Below are 22,419 nucleotides of genomic sequence, written 5' to 3'. Positions count from 1 at the left end.
ACCCCCTCCGCATTTTCCCGACGCACCGTGCATACATCGTCATTTTCGCCATGTACGATCCACACGGGATCGGCGCGCGGGGTCCGCTTTGGGGTGGCGCGACGAATTCCGTCGGTTGGCGAGAGTTGGCAATTTGTGTCTTTTTTTGGAATTCGGCGCAATCGTCATGGCCTTGTCATCGAAACCTGTGATTCTTGCCGTGCCCGCTCAGGCGCGGCAGGCAGCGCGGGTGTAATAGGGGCTGTCAGTCAGGCTGGGCGAGAAGCGGCAAAGTTGTCGGCAATCTGCAATCCACGACAGACCGGCGCGGCAACCGCAGCGGGCAACAAGCAAGCGCGTGCCGCCGTTCAATCACTACAGGTATGGGTTATCCCGACCGTCTGGTTTTTAGCTTCGGAGAGAGCGACATGAAAAAGACGAATTCCCTTCACGCTGCGGCCGGCCTCGCGCGCAAACTGCTGCCGGCGCTGGTCGCCGCGGCCGCGTTCGGCGGTGCCGCGATGCAGGCTCATGCGGCCGACGCCGTCGTGCTGTACACGGCCGACGGCCTCGAAAATCTGTACAAGGATGTGCTGCCGGCCTTCGAAAAGAAGGAGGGCGTGAAGGTCAATATCGTCACGGCGGGTAGCGGCGAAGTCGTGAACCGCGCGACCATCGAGAAGGATCAGCCGAAGGCCGACGTGCTCGTCACCCTGCCGCCGTTCATTCAGCAGGCCGACCAGAGCGGCCTGCTGCAGGCGTACCAGAGCGCCAACTACAAGAACGTGCCGGCCATCGCGAAGGCGCCGAACGGCGCGTGGGCGACCTTCGTGAACAACTACTTCTCGTTCGCGATCAACCCCGAAGTCACGAAAACCCAGCCGAAGACGTTCGCGGACCTGCTGCACCCGGACTTCACCGGCAAGGTCGCATATTCGAATCCGGCGACCGCCGGCGACGGCATGGCGGTGATCATCCTGACCACGTCGCTGATGGGCGAAGACCAGGCGTTCGATTATCTGAAGAAGCTCGAGCAGAGCGCCAAGTTCCACACCAAGGGCACGGGCTATCTCGACGTGCTGCTGTCGCGCAACGAGATCGCGGTCGCCAACGGCGATCTGCAGATGGATCTCGACGACGCGGCCAACGGCGGCCTGTCGCTGAAACCGGTGTTCCTCGCCGCCACGCCCGGCGGTCAGCCGACCACGTTCCAGCTGCCGTACGCGATCGCGCTGATCAAGAACGGTCCGAACCAGGCCGAGGGCAAGAAGCTGATCGACTATCTGATGTCGACGCAAGTGCAGTCGAAGGTGCCGGACATCTTCGGCATTCCGGGTCGCAGCGACGTGCCGCTCGCCGGCAAGAACGGCGAAGCGGTCAAGCAGGCGATCAGCGGCGTCAAGCTGATTCCGGTCGACTGGAACCACGTGATGGCGAAGAAGGCCGACTGGACCGCGCGCTGGAAGAGCGACGTGATCGGTTCGTCGGGCAAAGAGATCGAAGTGGTCAAGCCGAAGTAAGTCGATTCAGGCGGCGCTTCGCACGTAATGCGCGGCGCCGCATCAGCATTAATCCTGTTGGAGGACGACTCCGGTGAATACGGCCAGTATCGCTCACCCCACTGCGCCTGGCGCTCCGCTGGATGCGCTCGACGCCGCGCGTTCGGACGCGCCCGGCGGCGTGCAGATCGATCACCTGACGGTGCGCTTCGGCGCGCGCACGGTGCTCGACGATCTGTCGTTGACCATCCGGCGCGGCGAGTTGCTCACCGTGCTCGGGCGCAGCGGCTGCGGCAAGACGACCTTGCTGCGCTTCATCGCGGGCTTCATCGAGGCCGACGGTCTGGCTGGCACGCTGACGGTGGCCGGCCGCGATCTGACGCACATGCCGCCGCACAAGCGCAACCTCGGACTGCTGTTCCAGAGCTACGCGCTGTTTCCGCATCTGACGGTATTCGAGAACGTTGCGTTCGGGTTGCGCGCGCGGCGTATTCCGGCGCGCGACGTCGCGCGCCGCGTCGCCGAGGTGCTGAAGCTCGTGCAGCTCGGCGATGCCGGTCACGTGATGCCCGCGCAACTGTCGGGCGGCATGCAGCAGCGCGTGGCGCTCGCCCGCGCGCTCGTGATCGAGCCCGACGTGCTGCTGCTCGACGAACCGCTGTCCGCGCTCGATGCCAATCTGCGCGCGTCGGTGCGCTCCGAACTGAAGGCGCTGCATGAACGCCTGCCGAATCTGACGATCGTGTGCGTGACGCACGATCAGGACGACGCGCTCGTGCTGTCCGACCGCACGCTGCTGATGCGCGATGGCCATATCGCGCAGCTCGGCACGCCGCAGCAGCTGTACGACTCGCCGGCCGACGGCTTCGTCGCGCGCTACCTCGGCGCGGCCAATCTGCTGCCGCCGCAGGTCGCGTTCGGCATGGACGACGCGCGCTACAACGAGCGCGAACGTGTCGCGTGTCTGCGTCCGGAGGCGCTGCGCATCGTGCCGCTCGGAGAGGGGCAGTTGCACGGCGCGATCGCGTCGGTCGAGTGGTACGGCGCGGCCTTGTCGGTATCGGTCGTGCTCGATGCGCTGCCGAACGACCCCGTGCTCGTCACGCTGCAGCGTGGTCTCGGCATGACGCCGGAGAAGGGCGCGCGTGTTTCCCTGCGTTACGAGGCTGGCGATGTCGTCCTTATCAAGCCCTGATACGTCCAACCCGCTCGACCTTGCCGCACGAGCCGAGGTCGAAGCCGCCGCCGCGCGCCGTCTCGCGAGCGCGGCGGCGCACGCGGCCGCCGTCAAGCGGCGCGAGCGCCTCGCGCAATGGCATCTGCTGTTCATTGCAGTCGTGGTGCTCGGACCGCTCGTCATCTATCCGCTGGTGCGGCTCGTGATGCTGAGTCTGACCGGCGCGCATGGCCTGTCTGGCCACGCGTACGTAACGTTCTTCGGTAACCCCGAAACGCGCGGCGTGATCGGCACTACGCTCGGCATCCTGTTCGCGAGTGCGAGCCTGGCGTCGCTGCTCGGCGTGGCGCTCGCGTCGCTGCTGTTCTTCAAGCCGTTTCCGGGCGCGCGCCTGGTCACGCGCTTTCTCGAACTGTTCGTCGCGTTCCCGTCGTTTCTGGTCGCGTTCACGCTGATCTTTCTGTACGGCTCGCAAGGCTCGGTCAGCATCGGGCTGCAGCGGCTGTTCAATCTGCAGGCGCCGCCGCTCGATTTTCTGTTCGGCATCGGCGGCGTGATTCTCGCGGAAGTCGTGTTCTATACGCCGTTCGTCGTGCGTCCGACGTTGGCATCGTTCGCGCTGCTCGACCAGCGACTGATCGAAGCCGCGCGCAGCCTCGGCGCGAACGGCCTGATGGTCGCGTTCAAGGTGATCCTGCCGCTCGCGTGGCCGGGCATCGCGGCCGGCACGATCCTGTGTTTTCTGCTGACGCTCAACGAGTTCGGCATTCTGCTGGTGCTCGGCAGCGCCCATCTGATCACGCTGCCGGTCGCGATCTACAGCGCCGCCACCGTCGATCTCGATCTGCCGACCGCCGCCGCCGGCGCGGTCGTGATGCTGCTGATGTCGTTGTCGTTGTACGCGTTGTACCGGCGTGTCAATCGTCGCAAGGTGAAAGGAGCCGGTCATGGCCGTTGAACTCGATCCGACCGTGCTGCCGGTCATGCACAAGAAGGGCCGGCCGGTGCGGCACAGCCTCGCGGTGCGACTGCTCGGCGGTCTGTTTCTCGGCTTTGCCGCGCTGCTGTGCTTCTGGCTGTTCGTGCTGCCGGTGTTGGTCGTCGCGCTATCGAGCGTCGCGTCGCACTGGTCCGGCACGTTCCTGCCCGACGGCTTCAGCATGCGCTGGTTCGAGCGCCTCGGTTCGAGCGACTTCGACGCGCTGACCACCAGCCTCGAAGTCGGCATGGGCGTCGCGGTGCTCGGCACGATCCTCGGTTTGTGGTTCGCGCTCGCGCTCGAAGGACGCGACCGGCGCGGCCTCGGCGCCGTCATCGACACGATCGCGATGATGCCCAACGGCGTGCCGAGCGTCGTGCTCGGCCTCGCGGTGCTGATCGCGTATCACAAACGGCCGCTCGATCTGTCGAGCTCGGCGGCGATCGTGGTGTTCGTGCAGCTCGCGCTGGTACTGCCGTTCTGCTACCGCTGCGCGGCCGCCGCGCTGCGCCCGGAGCTGACCGTGTTGCGCGAAGCGGCCGCGAGCCTCGGAGCGCCGCCGTCGATGGTGCTGCGCCGCGTGGTGTTGCCGCAACTGGTGCCGGCGATACGCGCGAGTCTCGCGCTCGGCTTTGCGCTGTCGCTCGGCGAACTCGGCGCGACGCTGACCGTATATCCGCCAGGCTTCGCGACGGTGCCGATCGTCGTCGTCGGGCAGGTGGAACGCGGCTATTACCTGCCGGCTTCCGCGCTGTCGCTGATTCTGCTGCTGGTCTCGCTGGTCGCTCTGCTGCTGATCGCGGCGCGCGCTCCGCGGCGCCGGATCGACTGACCCGACTGAGCCGAGTTATCCGACTGATCGGCGAGCGATTTCGTTGATCTGAAGCACGCGCGCGAACCGGTGAGCATCGATGTAGATGTGGCAAAAGTTGCCAAAATGACCGAGTATATGCACACTGCGTCCGTCGATCCGATCGAGGTCCTGCGCCGCCATTCGCTGACGACGCTGGTGCGCGACGAGATCGAGCGGCATATCGTCGGCGGCATGCTGGCGCCGGGCGACAAGCTCAACGAAGCCGACTGGGCGGCGCGATTGCAGGTGTCGCGCGGGCCGGTGCGGGAGGCGTTTCGCGCGCTAGAGCAGGCGGGTCTGGTGCGCACCGAGAAGAATCGCGGCGTGTTCGTGCGGACCGTGTCGCTCGCGGAGGCGGACGAGATTTACGCGGTGCGCGCGGTGCTCGAAGAGGGGGCGTGCCGGATGCTCGCGTCGAGCATCGATGCGGGCAAGCTCGCGGTGCTGCGCGACTGGGTCGACGCGATGCGCGCGGCGCTCGCGTCGCACGATCACGATGCGTATGCGCGCGCGAACGTCGCGTTTCACGATGCGCTGGTCGCGGCGGCGGGCAACACGAAGTTGTACGACACGTATCGCAGGCTCGTCAGCGAGCTGAGCCTGTTTCGGCGTGCGGCGCTAGTCGTGCAGGCCGACGCGATGGCGCGCTCGCTCGCCGAGCATCGCGCGATTCTGACAGCGCTCGCGTCGCGCGATGCGGAGCAGGCCGCGCAGTTGATGCGCGCGCATGTGCAGGGCGGGTTGCAGCGCGCGCATGCGGCCTGCGAGGCGGCGGGCGATGCGGCGCACGAGCAGCGCCTCCCGGCAGGCGCGGGTGCGGCCGGCTCGCGCGGGCGATGACGGCGCGGCGATGAAGCCGAGGCAAGCGTACCGGCAAACGCCGCGGCAGCTTCGCCCCACGAACAGACAACCCGGCGATGAAGACTTTGCAATGACAACCCCGGCAATGGAAAACCACGCGATGACATACCCCGAGCAACGCACGATCGAAGTCAACGGCCGGAGCTACCGGCTGCCTTCGCAACCGACGGTCGTTGTCTGTGTCGACGGCTGCGAGTTTGCGTACCTGGAAGCGGCGGTCGCGGCCGGCGTCGCGCCGTTCATCGGTTCGATGCTCGAGGGCGGCGCGGCGTTTCGCGGCGACTGCGTGATCCCGTCGTTCACGAACCCGAACAACCTGTCGATCGTGACCGGCGTATTGCCGTCCGTGCACGGCATCTGCGGCAACTACTTCTGGGACACCCTCGCGAACGACGGCGCGGGCGCGGCGGTGATGATGAACGATCCCGCCTACCTACGCGCGCCCACGCTGCTCGCGGCCGCCGCCGACGCGGGCGCCGCGGTCGCCGTCGTCACTGCGAAGGACAAACTGCGCGGGCTGCTCGGCGCGCAGTTGAAGGGCATCTGCTTTTCGGCGGAGAAAGCCGACGAGGTGACGCGCGAGGAAAACGGCATCGACGACGCGTTCGATCTGGTTGGCCTGCCATTGCCCGACGTGTATAGCGCGGGGTTGTCGGAATTCGTGTTCGCGGCCGGCGTGCGGCTCGCGCAGACACGCAAGCTGGACCTCATGTATCTGTCGACGACCGACTATATCCAGCACAAATGGGCGCCCGGCACCGAAGGCGCGAACGCGTTCTACGCGATGATGGACGGCTATCTCGCGAAGCTCGACGCGCTCGGCTGGGTGATCGGCCTCACCGCCGATCACGGCATGAACGCGAAGCACGATCCGCAGACCGGCGAGCCGAACGTGATCTATCTGCAGGACTTGCTCGACGACTGGCTCGACGCGTCGACGGCGCGCGTGATTCTGCCGATCACCGATCCGTACGTCGTGCATCATGGCGCGCTGGGTTCGTTCGCGACGGTCTATTTGCCGCGCGAGGTCGATGCTGCGTCCGTGATTGCGCGGATCGGCCGCCTGCCGGGAATCGAAGTCGTGCTCGATCGACGCGCCGCGTGTGCGCGCTTCGGGCTGCCTGAGGATCGCGTCGGCGATCTGGTCGTGATCGGCACGAAGCATGTGGTGCTCGGCACGCGGCGCGACGAGCACGACCTGTCCGGGCTCACCGTGCCGTTGCGCTCGCACGGCGGGATTTCCGAGCAGGAAGTGCCACTGCTGTTCAACCGGCGCGTTCAGCCATCAGCCACCGGCAGCGAAGGCAAACGGCTGCGCAATTTCGATATCTTCGACGTCGCGCTCAATCGCGTGTCGACATCATGAACACGGCGCCGCGGGACCATCCTGAGTTCCGCGCCGAAGCATTGAGGCTGAGCGGCGAGCGCGCGACGCGCGCCCGGACGCTCGACGTGTTCGATCCTTATACCGGCATGCGCGTCGGCACGGTGCCCTTCGCCAGCATCGACGATGTGCGCGCCGCGTTCGACTACGCGCTCGCGTATCGGCCGACGTTGTCGCGCTACGAGCGTTCGCAGATTCTCGAGCGCGCGGCGGTGCTGCTGCGTGAGCGGATCGAACCGGCGTCGGATCTGATTTCGCTCGAGTCGGGTCTGCCGAAACAGGACTCTCGCTACGAGATCGGCCGCGTCGCCGACGTGTTCCGCTTTGCCTCGTTCGAGGCGCGCGCCTGCGCCTCGGCAACGAGCGCCGCGGCGCGTTGTATGCGCCGACCGTGCTCGATAACGTCGATCCGTCGATGACACTCGTGCGCGAGGAAACCTTCGGGCCGGTATCGCCGGTCATCGCGTTCGACACGCTCGACGATGCGATTCGCATCAGCAACGGAACACCGCTCGGGCTGTCGGGCGTGTGTACGAACCGGCAGGACGCGATCACGCGTTTCATTAATGAGCTGCGCGTGGGCACCGTCAACGTGTAGGAAGTGCCAGGCTATCGGATCGAGCTGACGCCGTTCGGCGGCCTCAAGGATTCGGGGCTAGGCTACAAGGAAGGCGTTCAGGAAGCGATGAAGAGCTTTACCAATCTGAAGACGTTTTCATTACCTTGGGAGTAACAGGTGGCATTGAGTCTCGACGATATCCGTGTGCTCTTCGAGCGACACGGCAGCCTCGCGTATAGCGGCGAGCCGGTGACGCAGCTCGAGCATGCGTTGCAGAGCGGCGCGCTCGCCGAGGCGGAAGGCGCGAGCGACGAACTCGTCGCCGCGGCGTTCTTGCACGACCTCGGCCATCTGCTGAACCTGCAAGGGGAGACGCCGACGGAACGGGGTGTCGACGATCTGCATCAGTATTTCGCCTTGCCGTTTTTGCGGCCGGTGTTGTCGGATGCGGTGCTGGAGCCGATTCGTCTGCACGTCGACGCGAAGCGCTGCCTGTGCGCGATCGACGCCACCTATTTTGGCCAGCTGTCCGCCGACTCGGTGCGCAGCTTGCAATTGCAGGGCGGGGTCTTCAGCAGGGAAGAGGCGCAGGCGTTTATGCAGAAACCGTACGCCGAAGACGCGATGCGTTTGCGCCGATGGGACGATCGCGCGAAAGAGAAGGATCGCGCGACGCCGGGGATCGACCATTATCTGGCCGTGGTCGAACGGGTGATGCGCGCGCATGCGACTGCGTGAGTCGAGGTGTTTTGGGTCGCGGTAGGTTGCGCGCCGAGCGGTCAAAATATCGCTTGCAAGTCCCGATGTCGGCGACTAGAATTCCGCACTTTCGTGCTCCGGACGCCGGGGTGCGGAGAAGCGGGAAGCCTTTGATGGCGTGGGCTTCGGCGGCGTGGGCAGGTTAGGCGAGTGATAAAAACCTGTTGACGATCCGGTGGAAGTTCTCCATAATCTCATTTCTCTGCTGCAGACGCAGCGACGCAAACGAAGCAGTGCCGGGTAGTGGTGGTTCAGGCGCGGCGGGTTTGGCGGACCGATCTTTAAAAACTAACAGTCGATAAGTGTGGGCGCTTGATGCGGAATGCGGCGGCGGATTCTCCGGAGTCTGCTGTCAGGCAGAAGTATCAGAAGCCTCACACAGTATTAGAGGAAGGTTTGTCTGTCGAAAGACGGATCAATCATCGTCAGTACGTTGAGTGAGCGACCGGGTTCGAGAGAGCCCGAACACAGTAACAGGTTTGAACTGAAGAGTTTGATCCTGGCTCAGATTGAACGCTGGCGGCATGCCTTACACATGCAAGTCGAACGGCAGCACGGACTTCGGTCTGGTGGCGAGTGGCGAACGGGTGAGTAATACATCGGAACGTGTCCTGGAGTGGGGGATAGCCCGGCGAAAGCCGGATTAATACCGCATACGCTCGGGAGAGGAAAGCGGGGGATCTTTCGGGACCTCGCGCTCAAGGGGCGGCCGATGGCAGATTAGGTAGTTGGTGGGGTAAAGGCCTACCAAGCCGACGATCTGTAGCTGGTCTGAGAGGACGACCAGCCACACTGGGACTGAGACACGGCCCAGACTCCTACGGGAGGCAGCAGTGGGGAATTTTGGACAATGGGCGCAAGCCTGATCCAGCAATGCCGCGTGTGTGAAGAAGGCCTTCGGGTTGTAAAGCACTTTTGTCCGGAAAGAAAACCTCGTGGCTAATATCCGTGAGGGATGACGGTACCGGAAGAATAAGCACCGGCTAACTACGTGCCAGCAGCCGCGGTAATACGTAGGGTGCGAGCGTTAATCGGAATTACTGGGCGTAAAGCGTGCGCAGGCGGTGCTGTAAGACCGATGTGAAATCCCCGGGCTTAACCTGGGAACTGCATTGGTGACTGCAGCGCTGGAGTATGGCAGAGGGGGGTGGAATTCCACGTGTAGCAGTGAAATGCGTAGAGATGTGGAGGAACACCGATGGCGAAGGCAGCCCCCTGGGCCAATACTGACGCTCATGCACGAAAGCGTGGGGAGCAAACAGGATTAGATACCCTGGTAGTCCACGCCCTAAACGATGTCAACTGGTTGTCGGGCCTTCATTGGCTTGGTAACGTAGCTAACGCGTGAAGTTGACCGCCTGGGGAGTACGGTCGCAAGATTAAAACTCAAAGGAATTGACGGGGACCCGCACAAGCGGTGGATGATGTGGATTAATTCGATGCAACGCGAAAAACCTTACCTACCCTTGACATGTATGGAATCCTGCCGAGAGGCGGGAGTGCCCGAAAGGGAGCCATAACACAGGTGCTGCATGGCTGTCGTCAGCTCGTGTCGTGAGATGTTGGGTTAAGTCCCGCAACGAGCGCAACCCTTGTCCCTAGTTGCTACGCAAGAGCACTCCAGGGAGACTGCCGGTGACAAACCGGAGGAAGGTGGGGATGACGTCAAGTCCTCATGGCCCTTATGGGTAGGGCTTCACACGTCATACAATGGTCGGAACAGAGGGTTGCCAAGCCGCGAGGTGGAGCCAATCCCAGAAAACCGATCGTAGTCCGGATCGCACTCTGCAACTCGGGTGCGTGAAGCTGGAATCGCTAGTAATCGCGGATCAGCATGCCGCGGTGAATACGTTCCCGGGTCTTGTACACACCGCCCGTCACACCATGGGAGTGGGTTTTACCAGAAGTGGCTAGTCTAACCGCAAGGAGGACGGTCACCACGGTAGGATTCATGACTGGGGTGAAGTCGTAACAAGGTAGCCGTATCGGAAGGTGCGGCTGGATCACCTCCTTTCCAGAGCTGTGCATTCATTGCACTCAAGTGCTCACGCTTATCGGCTGTGGTTAGAAGAAACGCAGACAGGCTCAGGGGTCTGTAGCTCAGCCGGTTAGAGCACCGTCTTGATAAGGCGGGGGTCGATGGTTCGAATCCATCCAGACCCACCAGTGTCTTGTCTGGTGAGCTGAAGGGCTGGGGCCGCTGGAGTATCTGTGAGACTGGGGGATTAGCTCAGCTGGGAGAGCACCTGCTTTGCAAGCAGGGGGTCGTCGGTTCGATCCCGTCATCCTCCACCAATCCTCAATGCCAAGGGTTCAGCACGAAGTGATGCTGAGTACTTTGCATTGGCGATTGAGCCAGTCAGAGCGGTATGAGGCACAGGCTTCATACCGGCTGCCGTTCTTTAACAATCAGGAAGAAGTAGTAAAGAGATTCACGAAAGGCACCTGGAGATGGGTGCGGAGTAGGTGAATCAGGGTTGTGATTGTATCGATGTATTTTAAAGGTGATCGAAAGATTGCTTTGGAATACGGCGCAACACGAATACTCAACCTGTAGCGAGTGCGTCTATCCCCTGCGGGGATGGGACCCACGTAAGCGCTAAAGCGCTAGCGTGGGTCGACACAGAGACACACCCGTTATAGGGTCAAGCGAACAAGTGCATGTGGTGGATGCCTTGGCGATCACAGGCGATGAAGGACGCGGTAGCCTGCGAAAAGCTCCGGGGAGCTGGCAAACGAGCATTGATCCGGAGATGTCCGAATGGGGAAACCCACTCCTAATGGAGTATCCGTAGCTGAATCCATAGGCTGCGTGAGGCGAACGCGGTGAACTGAAACATCTAAGTAACCGCAGGAAAAGAAATCAACCGAGATTCCCAGAGTAGTGGCGAGCGAAATGGGATCAGCCGGTACACGTTATCTGTATTGTTAGTCGAACGCTCTGGAAAGTGCGGCCATAGCAGGTGATAGCCCTGTAGACGAAAACAGCATGGAAGAACTGGGTGTACGAGAAGTAGGGCGGGACACGTGAAATCCTGTCTGAAGATGGGGGGACCATCCTCCAAGGCTAAATACTCGTGATCGACCGATAGTGAACCAGTACCGTGAGGGAAAGGCGAAAAGAACCCCGGGAGGGGAGTGAAACAGATCCTGAAACCGCATGCATACAAACAGTCGGAGCCTCTGCGAAGGGGTGACGGCGTACCTTTTGTATAATGGGTCAGCGACTTACATTCAGTGGCGAGCTTAACCGATTAGGGCAGGCGTAGCGAAAGCGAGTCCGAACAGGGCGTCCAGTCGCTGGGTGTAGACCCGAAACCAGGTGATCTATCCATGGCCAGGTTGAAGGCACGGTAACACGTGCTGGAGGACCGAACCCACTAACGTTGAAAAGTTAGGGGATGAGCTGTGGATAGGGGTGAAAGGCTAAACAAACCTGGAAATAGCTGGTTCTCTCCGAAAACTATTTAGGTAGTGCCTCGTGTATCACCTTCGGGGGTAGAGCACTGTCATGGTTGTGGGGTCCATTGCGGATTACTACGCCATAGCAAACTCCGAATACCGAAGAGTGCAATCACGGGAGACAGACATCGGGTGCTAACGTCCGGTGTCAAGAGGGAAACAACCCAGACCGCCAGCTAAGGTCCCCAAATATGGCTAAGTGGGAAACGAAGTGGGAAGGCTAAAACAGTCAGGAGGTTGGCTTAGAAGCAGCCACCCTTTAAAGAAAGCGTAATAGCTCACTGATCGAGTCGTCCTGCGCGGAAGATGTAACGGGGCTAAGCCATATACCGAAGCTGCGGATGCACAGTAATGTGCATGGTAGGAGAGCGTTCCGTAAGCCTGCGAAGGTGCACTGGAAAGTGTGCTGGAGGTATCGGAAGTGCGAATGCTGACATGAGTAGCGATAAAGGGGGTGAAAGGCCCCCTCGCCGTAAGCCCAAGGTTTCCTACGCAACGTTCATCGGCGTAGGGTGAGTCGGCCCCTAAGGCGAGGCAGAAATGCGTAGCTGATGGGAAGCAGATTAATATTTCTGCACCATTGTGAAATGCGATGGGGGGACGGATCGCGGAAGGTTGTCCGGGTGTTGGAAGTCCCGGTCCTTGCATTGGAGAAGGCGCTTTGGCAAATCCGGGCGCGGAATTCAAGGGTGCGAGGCGAGCCACTTCGGTGGCGAAGCAACTGGAAGGGGTTCCAGGAAAAGCCTCTAAGCTTCAGTTTCACAGTGACCGTACCGCAAACCGACACAGGTGGGCGAGATGAGTATTCTAAGGCGCTTGAGAGAACTCGGGAGAAGGAACTCGGCAAATTGGTACCGTAACTTCGGGATAAGGTACGCCCTCATAGCCTGACTGGCCTGCGCCAGAAGGGTGAAAGGGTTGCAATAAACTGGTGGCTGCGACTGTTTAATAAAAACACAGCACTCTGCAAACACGAAAGTGGACGTATAGGGTGTGACGCCTGCCCGGTGCCGGAAGATTAAATGATGGGGTGCAAGCTCCTGATTGAAGTCCCGGTAAACGGCGGCCGTAACTATAACGGTCCTAAGGTAGCGAAATTCCTTGTCGGGTAAGTTCCGACCTGCACGAATGGCGTAACGATGGCCACACTGTCTCCTCCCGAGACTCAGCGAAGTTGAAGTGTTTGTGATGATGCAATCTCCCCGCGGCTAGACGGAAAGACCCCATGAACCTTTACTGCAGCTTTGCATTGGACTTTGAACCGGTCTGTGTAGGATAGGTGGGAGGCTATGAAGTTGGGACGCCAGTCTCAATGGAGCCGTCCTTGAAATACCACCCTGATCTGTTTGAGGTTCTAACCTTGGCCCGTGATCCGGGTCGGGGACAGTGCATGGTAGGCAGTTTGACTGGGGCGGTCTCCTCCCAAAGTGTAACGGAGGAGTACGAAGGTACGCTAGGTACGGTCGGAAATCGTGCTGATAGTGCAATGGCATAAGCGTGCTTGACTGTGAGACTGACAAGTCGAACAGGTGCGAAAGCAGGTCATAGTGATCCGGTGGTTCTGTATGGAAGGGCCATCGCTCAACGGATAAAAGGTACTCTGGGGATAACAGGCTGATACCGCCCAAGAGTTCATATCGACGGCGGTGTTTGGCACCTCGATGTCGGCTCATCTCATCCTGGGGCTGTAGCCGGTCCCAAGGGTATGGCTGTTCGCCATTTAAAGAGGTACGTGAGCTGGGTTTAAAACGTCGTGAGACAGTTTGGTCCCTATCTGCCGTGGGCGCTGGATATTTGAAGGGGGCTGCTCCTAGTACGAGAGGACCGGAGTGGACGAACCTCTGGTGTACCGGTTGTCACGCCAGTGGCATCGCCGGGTAGCTATGTTCGGAAGAGATAACCGCTGAAAGCATCTAAGCGGGAAACTCGCCTTAAGATGAGATATCCCCGGGGCTTCGAGCCCCTTGAAGGGTCGTTCAAGACCAGGACGTTGATAGGTCAGGTGTGCACGTACAGTAATGTACTGAGCTAACTGATACTAATTGCCCGTAAGGCTTGATCCTATAACAGGTGTGTCTCGACCCGCGTGAGTGCTTCAGCACTTACGCGGGTCCGATCCCCGAAGGGGATTTGTGTGACCTCCCGCGGGAGCTCACAGAAACGCACGGTTGGGATTCAGTGTTGTGCCAGAAACAACACAACCCCCCACACTCGAATCCTTTACGCTTCTTCCCGATTGGCTGTGGCGCGACCGGTTGACTTCAACCCTGCGACGCAGCAACCCGTCATGCCTGATGACCATAGCGAGTCGGCCCCACCCCTTCCCATCCCGAACAGGACCGTGAAACGACTCCACGCCGATGATAGTGCGGATTGCCCGTGTGAAAGTAGGTAATCGTCAGGCTCCCCCCCAGTCAGAAACCCCACCCGCCGCGGTGGGGTTTTTGCGTTTACGCGGCCCAAATCAACAGCAACATGCTCGACCGAGCACGAACAACAAGCGTGGTCGGACGCCGTTGCCAGCCACTGCCAAAAGTAGCCTGTTGATCGACGCGTTTTTGCGCATACTGAAGTTGACCCAGAAAAACGGACATCTATCCTTTGGAGAAGGAGGTGCCGATTATCGGCAAGCATCGTACCCCGTACCCGGCGGAATTTCGGGCGCAAATGGTCGAGCTGGTGAAGGCCGGGCGCAGGCGGGAGGAACTGGAAAAGGAGTTCGAGCCGACTGCACAGACCATCTACAACTGGGTGGCGCAGGCTGATCGCGACACAGATGTTCCGGTGCGACGATGGCACGCCGTTGCGCGTAACGTTCGCACTCGACTGCTGCGATCGGAGAGGCGATTGGCTGGGCGGCGGGGACCGGCGGGCATAGCGGTGATGTAGTGCGCAACGCGATGCTGGCCGCCGTCGCGCAGCAATTCGGCACCGGCAGGTCGCGCCGTCCATCGAATGGTTGACGGACAACGGCTCGGCTTATGTCGACCACCGCACTCGCAGCTTCGCTCGCGAATTGGCCCTGGAGTCATTGAGAACGCCGGCACGTTCTCCGCAGAGCAATGGCATGGTCGAATCGTTCGTGAAGATCATGAAGCGACAATTACGTCGCCTGTATGGACGAGCCTGGCGCGCCAGCGGCGCTCTCGAGTCTGGCTGTTGCATTTGAACACTACAATGAGCGCCATCCGCACAAAGCCCTGGAATACCGCTCGCCGCATGAGTTCAGGCGTGCTGCCGCGACTTCATTGACCTAACGGTGTCCGCGTGTCCTGAGTTGCAGGGGCAACTCCAACCAGCTGCACTGGGTCATCTCCGCCCCCCGGTTGCCCGACCTCAGCAAGCAATGCTTCGTCGCGCGCAATCACCGTCGGCAGATGCGAGCGCAAGAATTCGACCCACGTGCGCGTCTTTGCATCGATGAATTTGCGCGACGGATAGAGCGCATAAACAGTCGTCTTCTGCAGCGTATATTCCGGCAACACGCGCACCAGCGTGCCATCGCGCAACCCGGAAATGGCCGCGTAGAGCGGCACCATGCCGATGCCCATGCCTTCGCGGATCGCCACGATCAATGATTCGGCGATGTTCACATGCACTGGGCCGTCGACTTCCATCAACTCACTGCCGTTCGGGCCGTCGAGCGTCCATTCATGTGGCGGGAACGCCGGCGTATGCAGGATCAGACATTCGTGATGCGCAAGGTCAGCCGGTTCTTGCGGCGCGCCGTGAGAGGTGGCCTCGTTCGTTCGGACAGGATCAGCGAGTTTTTAAGTGGAATTGCTGAGGCAATCAAGCTGCCGATTTTATCGCTGGCAGCGTGGCGAAGTATGCTTCATCCGGTGTCTGATCGGCCAGCCTGGAATGAGGCCGGTTCTGGTTATACCAGTTCAGGTAATTGCCGATTGAGCGGCGGGCGTGGCTGACCGAGTCGTAGGCTTTCAGATAGACCTCTTCATATTTGACGCTTCGCCACACCCGTTCGACGAACACGTTGTCATGCCAGGCGCCCTTTCCATCCATGGACAGAAGAACGTTCCGGCTGAGCACCGCGTCGGTGAATTCGGTTGCGGTGAACTGGCTGCCTTGATCCGTGTTGACGATCTCAGGCAGGCCGTATTTCGCAAACGCTTCCTCCAGCGCCTCGACGGCATGGCAGCTCTCCAGCGTGATCGCCACCCGGTGTGCTAGCACCCGACGGCTCGCCCAGTCCACTACGGCCGTCAGATATACGAAGCCGCGCGCCATCGGGATATAGCTCGTATCGAGCGCCCAGACCTGATTGGCCCGTTCGATCTTGCGATGGCGCAGCAGGTACGGCCAGATCCTGTGGGCTGCATGCTTGCGGCTCGTGTTTGGCTTGCGATACAACGCCTCGACGCCCATGCGCTTCATCAAGGTGCTGACGTGTCTGCGCCCGACCTTGATGCCTTCGCGACGCAGCAGCCTTGCCAGCATTCGTGCCCCTGCAAATGGATGCTCGAGATGAAGCTCGTCAATCCGGCGCATCAATTTCAGATCCGCTTCGCTGACCCCACGCGATTGGTAATAGGCACTCGAGCGGCTGATGCCTACCAGCCGGGCCTGCTGTGTCACCGGTAGAGCGTGATCACGATCGATCATCGCTTTACGCCCAGCAGTCCCGCCTTGCTGAGCGCGCTTTCTAAAAAATCATTCTCCAACGTCAATTGCCCGATCTTCGCGTGCAGCACCTTCACGTCGACTGGCGGCGCCGACGGCGCCGCGCCCCCCACTTCGAACACATCGGCAACCCGCTCTTGCAGTTGCTTTTTCCAGTCCGTGATCTGGTTCGGATGGACATCAAATTGCTGGGCCAGTTCTGCCAGCGTCTTGTCGCCCTTGAGCGCCGCCAGGGCCACCTTTGCCTTGAACGCCGGTGAGTGGGTCCGTCGGTTTCGTTTCGTCATCTTCTGGTCCCTTGTTGCCGGCCATTATGGCCGACTCACCCCCCAGCTTTTCCACTCAACGAACTGTCTGAATTCTCGAAGCCACTTCTGAAGCTGCCGGCTTCAACCACGCGCACAAACACTCGCATATTTTGTAGCGTGTCCATCAAACCTTCTGTTTCAAGATCAAGATCATATTTTCCGTCAGTCTCAGAACACTATTGTTGTCCGTTCTGGAACAGATGTTCTGCACCCATCGGCTTAATGTACACATCGCGGACTCCTACAATCGGCGCCTCGCCTGCCGGTGTCGGCCATTCTGTCCGGAGGCTCTCTCAGCGACCACGTAGGGTGCACTGTTTTCAGATGAAACCCGATCATGCGATCGAACCGTCGGCGGATTTCTTCGGTCCGCGCGGCGTCATGCGGCGACGCCTCAGCCGAGCCAAACTCAATCGCGCCGTGCGGGACTGGGCCAGCAGCGACGGTCTGACCTGGCTGCATCTGCTGAAGACGGTCACCGCCGGTCTGCTGGCGTTGGGCATCGCGATGCTGCTCGATCTGCCGCAGCCGCGCATTGCGATGACCACTGTCTTTGTGTTGATGCAACCGTTCAGCGGCATGGTGCTCGCGAAGAGCTTCTACCGGATTCTCGGAACGGCAGTAGGGACCGTGGCCGCGCTCGTGCTCGGCGGGCTGTTCGGTCAGCAGCCCGAACTGTACATGCTCGGCATGATCGTGTGGGTGAGCGCCTGTATTGCTGCGGCGGTCAGGTATCGGCATTTCAGATGGTACGGTTTTGTGCTCGCGGGTTACACCGCCGCGCTGATCGGCATTCCAAACGTGACGACGCCTCAGGGACTGTTCCTCGCCGCACTCACGCGTGCCGCCGAAGTGGCGCTCGGCATCGTGTGTTCGAGCGCGGTCAGCGCGTTGCTGCTGCCCCAGCGCTCGATCCTTGCGCTGCGACGTAACCTTCAGATCAGGTACGCGAATTTTACTGCGTATGCTGTCGACGTGCTCGCACGCGGGCTCGAGCGCAATCAGTTCGAACGGCGTTTCGCGGATTTCGTCGACGAAATCGCTGGCCTCGAAGCAACCCGCACGTTCGTCGCATTCGAAGATCCGGCGATGCGCTCGCGCAGTGCGCATCTGGCGCGTCTGAATAGCGAATTCATGGATGCGTGCGCGCGTCTGCATGCGCTGAATCAGTTGCTCAAACGGTTGCGCGCCAGCCGCGCTGTGTCGATACTCGCGGCCATCGGTCCGTACCTCGACGAACTGGGAGCCTTGTTCGAAGCACAAGCTGAAGCCGGCGTCGAAGCATCGCACGCAGCAGCCGATCTGCGCCCCTTTCGAGCGAGCTTGCCACGCCGGGTACGCGAAACCAGGCGGCCATTCGAAGCCGCGTCCGCGGAATCGCTTGCGGACTTCAACACGGCAGCCGAATTGCTGTATCGATTCGTGGGCGAATGGATAAACTATTCGCAAACCTATGCATGCTTGTGGCGCAAAACAGCAAGCCGGCAGCACAGCCTACGATGCAGCTCAAGCCCAACTAATAGCCACCGCACAAGCAGACCTATAAGCCGCACAAACCGCTTCGCCGTATTGTTCACATTCGTGCGCTCGGCTGTCGTCATCGGAATCGCCGGTGCGTTCTGGATCGCGACCAACTGGCCGAGCGGCGGTCTCGCCGTAATTGGCGCAACACTGGTCTGCGCGTTGACGTCCACCGCGCCAAGCGCCACCAGAATGGCCATCCAGATGGCAATCGGCGCGGTGCTCGCGACGCTGGCCGGCTATGTGTTCATGTGCTACGTGTATCCGAACATCGATGGTTTCCCGCTGCTTTGCGCAGTACTCGCGCCGGTGCTCGCGCTCGGCGCATTCATCGCGACGCGTCGCGGCGCGGCTGGGCTTGGCATCGGCTTTTCGGTGTTCTTCTGTCTGCTGGCCGGGCCGGACAACGTCGTCAGCTACGTGCCCGATCTGCTGATCAACAACGGCATCGCGCTCACCGCGTCGATGCTGCTCGCAGCGGTTGTTTTCGCGGTGGTCTTTCCCGCCGATATGCGCTGGCTCATCGACCGGATCATGGGCGACCTGCGAGCGCAATCGGTGTCGGCATGCAAGGACGCGCTGCCGGGTCTGAACCAACGTTTCCAGTCGGGCACGCATGATCTGACTTCGCAACTGCGCGTGCTGTTGACGCACCGTTCACGACGACGGCGCGACGCACTTCGCTGGATGCTCGCGACGATCGAAGTAGGTCACGCCGTCATCGATCTGCGCAACGAAGCCGCACGCGCCGATTATGCCGACCCCCTTCAGCCGCGTTGGCGCAGCGTGATCGAACACACGTGCGACGATCTTGCCCGGCTCTTCGAACGCCCAGGTCCACGTTCGCTCGAACGCGCACTCGTCGCCGTGCGCTCGGCCACCTGGCTCGCGCAAGACATGCTGCAGGCAGTGCACGCCGAGCGCGCCCGGCATCACGATCTGCAACGTATCTTGAGCTGTCTGCACTTCATTCGCAGCGCGTTGCTCGACAAGGACGCGCCCTTCAATCGTCGCTGAGCAATGCTGCGTGGATCTTTCTGCCAGATGGAAAGATCCCTTCCGGGCGGCCCCGTTTATTCGCGTAGGTGGCGGTCATATAGTTTCGTCACTGCCTCGCAGTATTCGTCGCAGTAGTCGTAAGTCCTGGAGAACGAGATGAAAGTGTTGAAGATGGTCCTGATTGCCTGTTCTTTGTCCACCGCTGCCGCCGCCTATGCACAGACGGCGCCGGCCGCGCCGGAGCAGCAGGTTGCGCAAGCGGATGGCCAGCGCACCGATAAGGTTGCCCCGCGCAAGCATGTGGAAGCGCCGAAAGCGAAAGCCGATGAATGTGTCGGCCCGATGAGCTTCTGCAACATCTACTTCGGCAGCTAAGTCCGGCTGCCTCACGCGCAACACCTGTCGCGGATCCTATCGCGCGACCCAACACCTGCTCGCGACGCCGTCCGATCGAGACGCCGCGGCGGGTGCGGCAACCGCCTATTGAGCGAAGCGCACCGCAGACGTGCGCACCAGTAGACGGAGCTGGCGACTATGGAGAGACTCCCTTTCATGTACGAAGACCGAATTCGCTGCGCCGCGCTGCGCGGAAAAATCACCACGGCCGCCGACGCGGCGCTTCTGATTCACGACGGCATGCGGGTGGGTGCAAGCGGCTTCACGCGCGCGGGCGACGCGAAGGCCGTGCCGGTCGCGCTCGCCGAGCGTGCGCGCCGGCTGGGCGAGCCGCTGCGCATCACGTTGATGACGGGCGCCTCGCTCGGTCATGACGTTGACCGCATGCTGACCGAAGCGCATGTGCTCGCGCGCCGTCTGCCGTTTCAGGTAGACAAGACGCTGCGCGACGCCATCAATCGCGGCGAAGTGATGTTCGTCGATCAGCATCTGTCCGAGACCGTCGAGATGCTGCGCGCGAACCAGCTCGGCAAGCTCGATGTCGCGATCATCGAAGCCGCCGCGATCACGGAGAGCGGCGGTATCGTGCCGACGACGTCGGTCGGCAATTCGGCGAGCTTCGCGATTCTCGCGGACAAGGTCATCGTCGAGATCAATCTTGCGCAGCCGCTCGGGCTCGAAGGCTTGCACGACATCTGGATTCCGGGGCGCCGGCCGCATCGCGAGCCGCTGCCGATCGTGCGCGCGCAGGATCGCGTCGGCACACCCGCTATCGAGATTGCGCCCGAGAAAATCGCGGCGATCGTGATGACGGACATGGCCGACAGCCCGTCCACGGTCTTGCCCGCGGATCGGGAAACCGCGTTGATCGCCGGTTATTTGATCGAATTTTTCCAGCACGAAGTCACGCGTGGCCGCATGCCGAAGCAGTTGCCGCCGCTGCAGGCGGGCATCGGTACGATCGCCAACGCGGTGTTGGCAGGATTCGTCGATTCGCCTTTCGAGGTGTTCGAAATTTATTCGGAAGTCCTGCAGGATTCGACGTTCGATCTGATGGACGCTGGTAAGGTCGCGTTCGCGTCCGGCGCGTCGATCACGTTGTCGGCCGCGCGGCAGGCGCAGGTATTTGGCGATATCGAGCGCTATCGCGACCGGCTCGTGCTGCGTCCGCAGGAAGTCAGCAACCATCCCGAGGTGATTCGGCGGCTCGGTCTGATCGCGCTCAATACCGCGCTCGAATTCGATATCTACGGCAACGTCAATTCGACGCATGTCGGCGGCACGCATATGATGAACGGCATCGGCGGCTCGGGCGACTTTGCACGCAATGCGTCGTGCGCGGTGTTCGCGAGCAAGTCGACCGCGAAGGACGGCCGCATTTCGAGCATCGTGCCGATGGTGCCGCATTGCGATCACAACGAACACGACGTCGACGTCGTCGTCACCGAGCAGGGTCTCGCCGATCTGCGCGGCCTCGCGCCGCGCGAACGCGCGACGCTGATCATCGAGCATTGCGTGCATCCGCGGTATCGCGAGCTGTTGCGCGACTACTACCACGATGCGTCGCTCTGGGGAGGGCAGACGCCGCATTGCCTCGATCAGGCGTTTGCATGGCATACGCGGCTGCGCGATACGGGGTCGATGCTGCCGGCCTGATTCTGCGGCGGCCACAACCGCGGCGACAAAAGCAGAAGCAACAGGCCATAAAAAAGCGCCAGCGATTCGAACCCGCTGGCGCTTGATGACGTCGGATGCCGTACTCAGGACCCTCGTCGCACGAGCCGGATAATAAACAGCAGAATGACCGCTCCGATCAACGCGGTGACGATCGAGCTGATCCAGCCGCCGCCAAGCGAGATATGCAGCACGCCGGCGAGCCACCCGCCGATGAACGCGCCGATGATCCCGACGATGATGTCGACGATCAGACCGAAGCCGCCGCCCCTGACCAGCACACCCGCGAGCCAGCCCGCGATCGCGCCGATGATGATCCATGCGATGATGCCGTGTTCCATATTCGAGACTCCCTGGTTGAGTGTGAACAAATCACGGTGACAGAGCTTAGTCGAAGGTTATGGGACCGTCCACGTTCACGACGCGGAATTAACATTCTCTGAATCTGCTGCCAGCTAAGTGTAGACGATGCGCGCGAACAAAGGAGACTTACGCGCCGCGCTTCACTCGGGCGTCGGCTCCGCTTCCCGCGCGGTCCAACTGACGCTGGACACGCTCTTTTCCATGCTCAGGCGGCTCGCCATCTGTTCGAGCTTCGATTGATCCTTCGGATGCATCGTCAGCGTCGCCGTCACGCGAATGCGCGCCGGTTCGTCCTCGACATCCTCGCTCGTGAGGCTCTGGAACGACAGCGGCGCCGAGTACATGGAGTTGGAAATCGCGGCGCGAATGTTGATCTCGTCGGCTTCGCGGCAGACGATCGTCAGCACGTACTCGCGCACGAGGTCGGCGTTTAAAACCGGCGTCGAGTTGATCATCCGGCTCACTTCACGCAGCGCGGTGTTGGCCAGCAGCACGACCGCGGTGCCCGCGAGCGCCGGTCCGTAATGTCCCGCGCCGCTCAACACGCCGACGGCCGCCGAGCACCACAGCGTCGCCGCGGTGTTGATCCCCTGGATCGAGCCTTTGTCGCGCATGATGACGCCGCCGCCAAGAAAGCCGACGCCGGACACCACATAGGCGGCAATCTGCGTGACGCCGCTGACGCCGTTGCCGGTCAGCACGCCGAGCGTGACGAACAGGCACGCGCCGCTCGCCACGAGCGTGATCGTGCGCAGGCCGGCAGTGCGCTGGCGCATCTGTCGTTCGAGGCCAATCGCGACGCCGCAAGCAAAAGCGGTCAGAAGCCGCAGGAAGAATTCGAGTGTCATCGTTCAGAAAGGTTGGCGTGCGTGCTGCCGCAGGGTGAAGCCTAGGCGTGGGAACGTCAGGTCGTCTAGCTCGTGCACGCTAAGCGCATGAGGGTGGAACGAAATACGCGCGCACACGCGTGCAGCGGCGGGAAGCGTGCGGCATCGGCATGGCATC

General features: G+C 61.4%; 13 protein-coding genes, 2 tRNA genes, 3 rRNA genes and 4 pseudogenes. 18 read left to right on the top strand and 4 right to left on the bottom strand.

Translation table 11 applies throughout. The features are described from left to right. Positions 1-407: 407 nt before the first annotated feature. The 15 genes and pseudogenes from phnS to OKW27_RS15935 all read left to right on the top strand — a co-directional run. Positions 408-1,499: a 2-aminoethylphosphonate ABC transporter substrate-binding protein gene (gene phnS, locus OKW27_RS16005; protein ID WP_429334056.1), complete on the top strand. Its 1,092-nt coding sequence runs from the start codon at positions 408-410 to the stop codon at positions 1,497-1,499. 73 nt (positions 1,500-1,572) lie between these two features. Then, positions 1,573-2,673: a 2-aminoethylphosphonate ABC transport system ATP-binding subunit PhnT gene (gene phnT / locus OKW27_RS16000; RefSeq protein WP_429334055.1), complete on the top strand. Its 1,101-nt coding sequence runs from the start codon at positions 1,573-1,575 to the stop codon at positions 2,671-2,673. Continuing rightward, on the top strand, positions 2,651-3,613 hold the full coding sequence (locus tag OKW27_RS15995) for a 2-aminoethylphosphonate ABC transporter permease subunit (protein ID WP_090806212.1): 963 nt from the start codon (positions 2,651-2,653) through the stop codon (positions 3,611-3,613). Before phnT ends, OKW27_RS15995 begins: the two co-directional genes overlap by 23 nt. Then, positions 3,603-4,466: a 2-aminoethylphosphonate ABC transport system, membrane component PhnV gene (gene phnV, locus OKW27_RS15990; protein WP_429334054.1), complete on the top strand. Its 864-nt coding sequence runs from the start codon at positions 3,603-3,605 to the stop codon at positions 4,464-4,466. The genes OKW27_RS15995 and phnV overlap by 11 nt, the downstream gene beginning before the upstream one ends. Before the next feature lie 105 nt (positions 4,467-4,571). Beyond that, positions 4,572-5,327 carry a phosphonate utilization associated transcriptional regulator gene (locus tag OKW27_RS15985; RefSeq protein ID WP_090810094.1) on the top strand — a complete coding sequence of 252 codons (756 nt, stop codon included), beginning with the start codon at positions 4,572-4,574 and terminating at the stop codon, positions 5,325-5,327. Positions 5,328-5,433: 106 nt separating this feature from the next. Next, a complete protein-coding gene (gene phnA / locus OKW27_RS15980; protein ID WP_429334617.1) occupies positions 5,434-6,714 on the top strand; it encodes a phosphonoacetate hydrolase in 1,281 nt (426 codons plus the stop codon). Then, a pseudogene (locus OKW27_RS15975) lies at positions 6,711-7,465 on the top strand (aldehyde dehydrogenase family protein). The gene phnA and the pseudogene OKW27_RS15975 overlap by 4 nt, the downstream one beginning before the upstream one ends. A 3-nt stretch (positions 7,466-7,468) precedes the next feature. After that, positions 7,469-8,029, top strand: coding sequence for a phosphonate degradation HD-domain oxygenase (locus OKW27_RS15970; protein ID WP_090806206.1), 561 nt, complete (start codon positions 7,469-7,471; stop codon positions 8,027-8,029). Between the two features lie 502 nt (positions 8,030-8,531). Beyond that, positions 8,532-10,064, top strand: a 16S ribosomal RNA gene (locus OKW27_RS15965). A gap of 75 nt (positions 10,065-10,139) precedes the next feature. Continuing rightward, positions 10,140-10,216: transfer RNA gene (locus tag OKW27_RS15960), tRNA-Ile, on the top strand. A gap of 53 nt (positions 10,217-10,269) precedes the next feature. Then, positions 10,270-10,345: transfer RNA gene (locus OKW27_RS15955), tRNA-Ala, on the top strand. Positions 10,346-10,693: 348 nt separating this feature from the next. Beyond that, positions 10,694-13,575, top strand: a 23S ribosomal RNA gene (locus OKW27_RS15950). Positions 13,576-13,802: 227 nt separating this feature from the next. Further along, a 5S ribosomal RNA gene (gene rrf / locus OKW27_RS15945) occupies positions 13,803-13,916 on the top strand. The 16S, 23S and 5S rRNA genes sit together here with 2 tRNA genes alongside, the layout of an rRNA operon. 263 nt (positions 13,917-14,179) lie before the next feature. Next, positions 14,180-14,272 (top strand): annotated as a pseudogene (locus OKW27_RS15940) (hypothetical protein); the annotation flags it as partial. Between the two features lie 19 nt (positions 14,273-14,291). Continuing rightward, positions 14,292-14,769, top strand: a pseudogene (locus OKW27_RS15935) (integrase core domain-containing protein); the annotation flags it as partial. On the opposite strand, the pseudogene OKW27_RS15930 reads toward OKW27_RS15935, so the two are convergent. Both OKW27_RS15930 and OKW27_RS15925 read right to left on the bottom strand, forming a co-directional pair. After that, a pseudogene (locus OKW27_RS15930) lies at positions 14,758-15,246 on the bottom strand (LysR substrate-binding domain-containing protein); the annotation flags it as partial. The pseudogenes OKW27_RS15935 and OKW27_RS15930 sit on opposite strands and share 12 nt — an antisense overlap. A gap of 58 nt (positions 15,247-15,304) precedes the next feature. Continuing rightward, positions 15,305-16,440, bottom strand: a protein-coding gene (locus OKW27_RS15925) for an IS3 family transposase (protein WP_429334053.1) whose coding sequence is annotated in 2 segments (ribosomal slippage) — positions 15,305-16,176 and positions 16,176-16,440 — 1,137 coding nt in all. Because the reading frame shifts where the segments join, the coding sequence is not laid out codon by codon here. Positions 16,441-16,785: 345 nt separating this feature from the next. Between OKW27_RS15925 and OKW27_RS15920 the strand changes: the two genes are divergently transcribed. The 3 genes from OKW27_RS15920 to OKW27_RS15910 all read left to right on the top strand — a co-directional run bounded on the left by OKW27_RS15920 (position 16,786) and on the right by OKW27_RS15910 (position 21,033). Further along, entirely contained in the window at positions 16,786-18,999 is a 2,214-nt protein-coding gene (locus OKW27_RS15920; protein WP_429334052.1) for an FUSC family protein, read from the top strand. 138 nt (positions 19,000-19,137) lie between these two features. Next, positions 19,138-19,356 carry a hypothetical protein gene (locus OKW27_RS15915; RefSeq protein ID WP_090806192.1) on the top strand — a complete coding sequence of 73 codons (219 nt, stop codon included), beginning with the start codon at positions 19,138-19,140 and terminating at the stop codon, positions 19,354-19,356. 177 nt (positions 19,357-19,533) lie between these two features. After that, positions 19,534-21,033, top strand: coding sequence for an acetyl-CoA hydrolase/transferase family protein (locus tag OKW27_RS15910; protein WP_429334616.1), 1,500 nt, complete (start codon positions 19,534-19,536; stop codon positions 21,031-21,033). 104 nt (positions 21,034-21,137) lie between these two features. Here OKW27_RS15910 and OKW27_RS15905 read toward each other — a convergent pair whose 3' ends face one another. Continuing rightward, the gene (locus tag OKW27_RS15905; RefSeq protein ID WP_090806189.1) at positions 21,138-21,392 is read right to left on the bottom strand and encodes a GlsB/YeaQ/YmgE family stress response membrane protein; all 255 of its coding nucleotides are present in this window, start codon (positions 21,390-21,392) and stop codon (positions 21,138-21,140) included. 162 nt (positions 21,393-21,554) lie between these two features. Next, positions 21,555-22,262, bottom strand: coding sequence for an MgtC/SapB family protein (locus tag OKW27_RS15900; RefSeq protein WP_429334051.1), 708 nt, complete (start codon positions 22,260-22,262; stop codon positions 21,555-21,557). Between the last annotated feature and the right edge of the window lie 157 nt (positions 22,263-22,419).

Origin of the sequence: Paraburkholderia sp. 35.1 (assembly GCF_050436525.1) — a bacterium.
Taxonomy (GTDB): Bacteria; Pseudomonadota; Gammaproteobacteria; order Burkholderiales; family Burkholderiaceae; genus Paraburkholderia; species Paraburkholderia tuberum.
The sequence above is the reverse complement of the archived record's forward strand: the minus strand, read 5'-3'. Positions and strand labels throughout refer to the sequence as shown.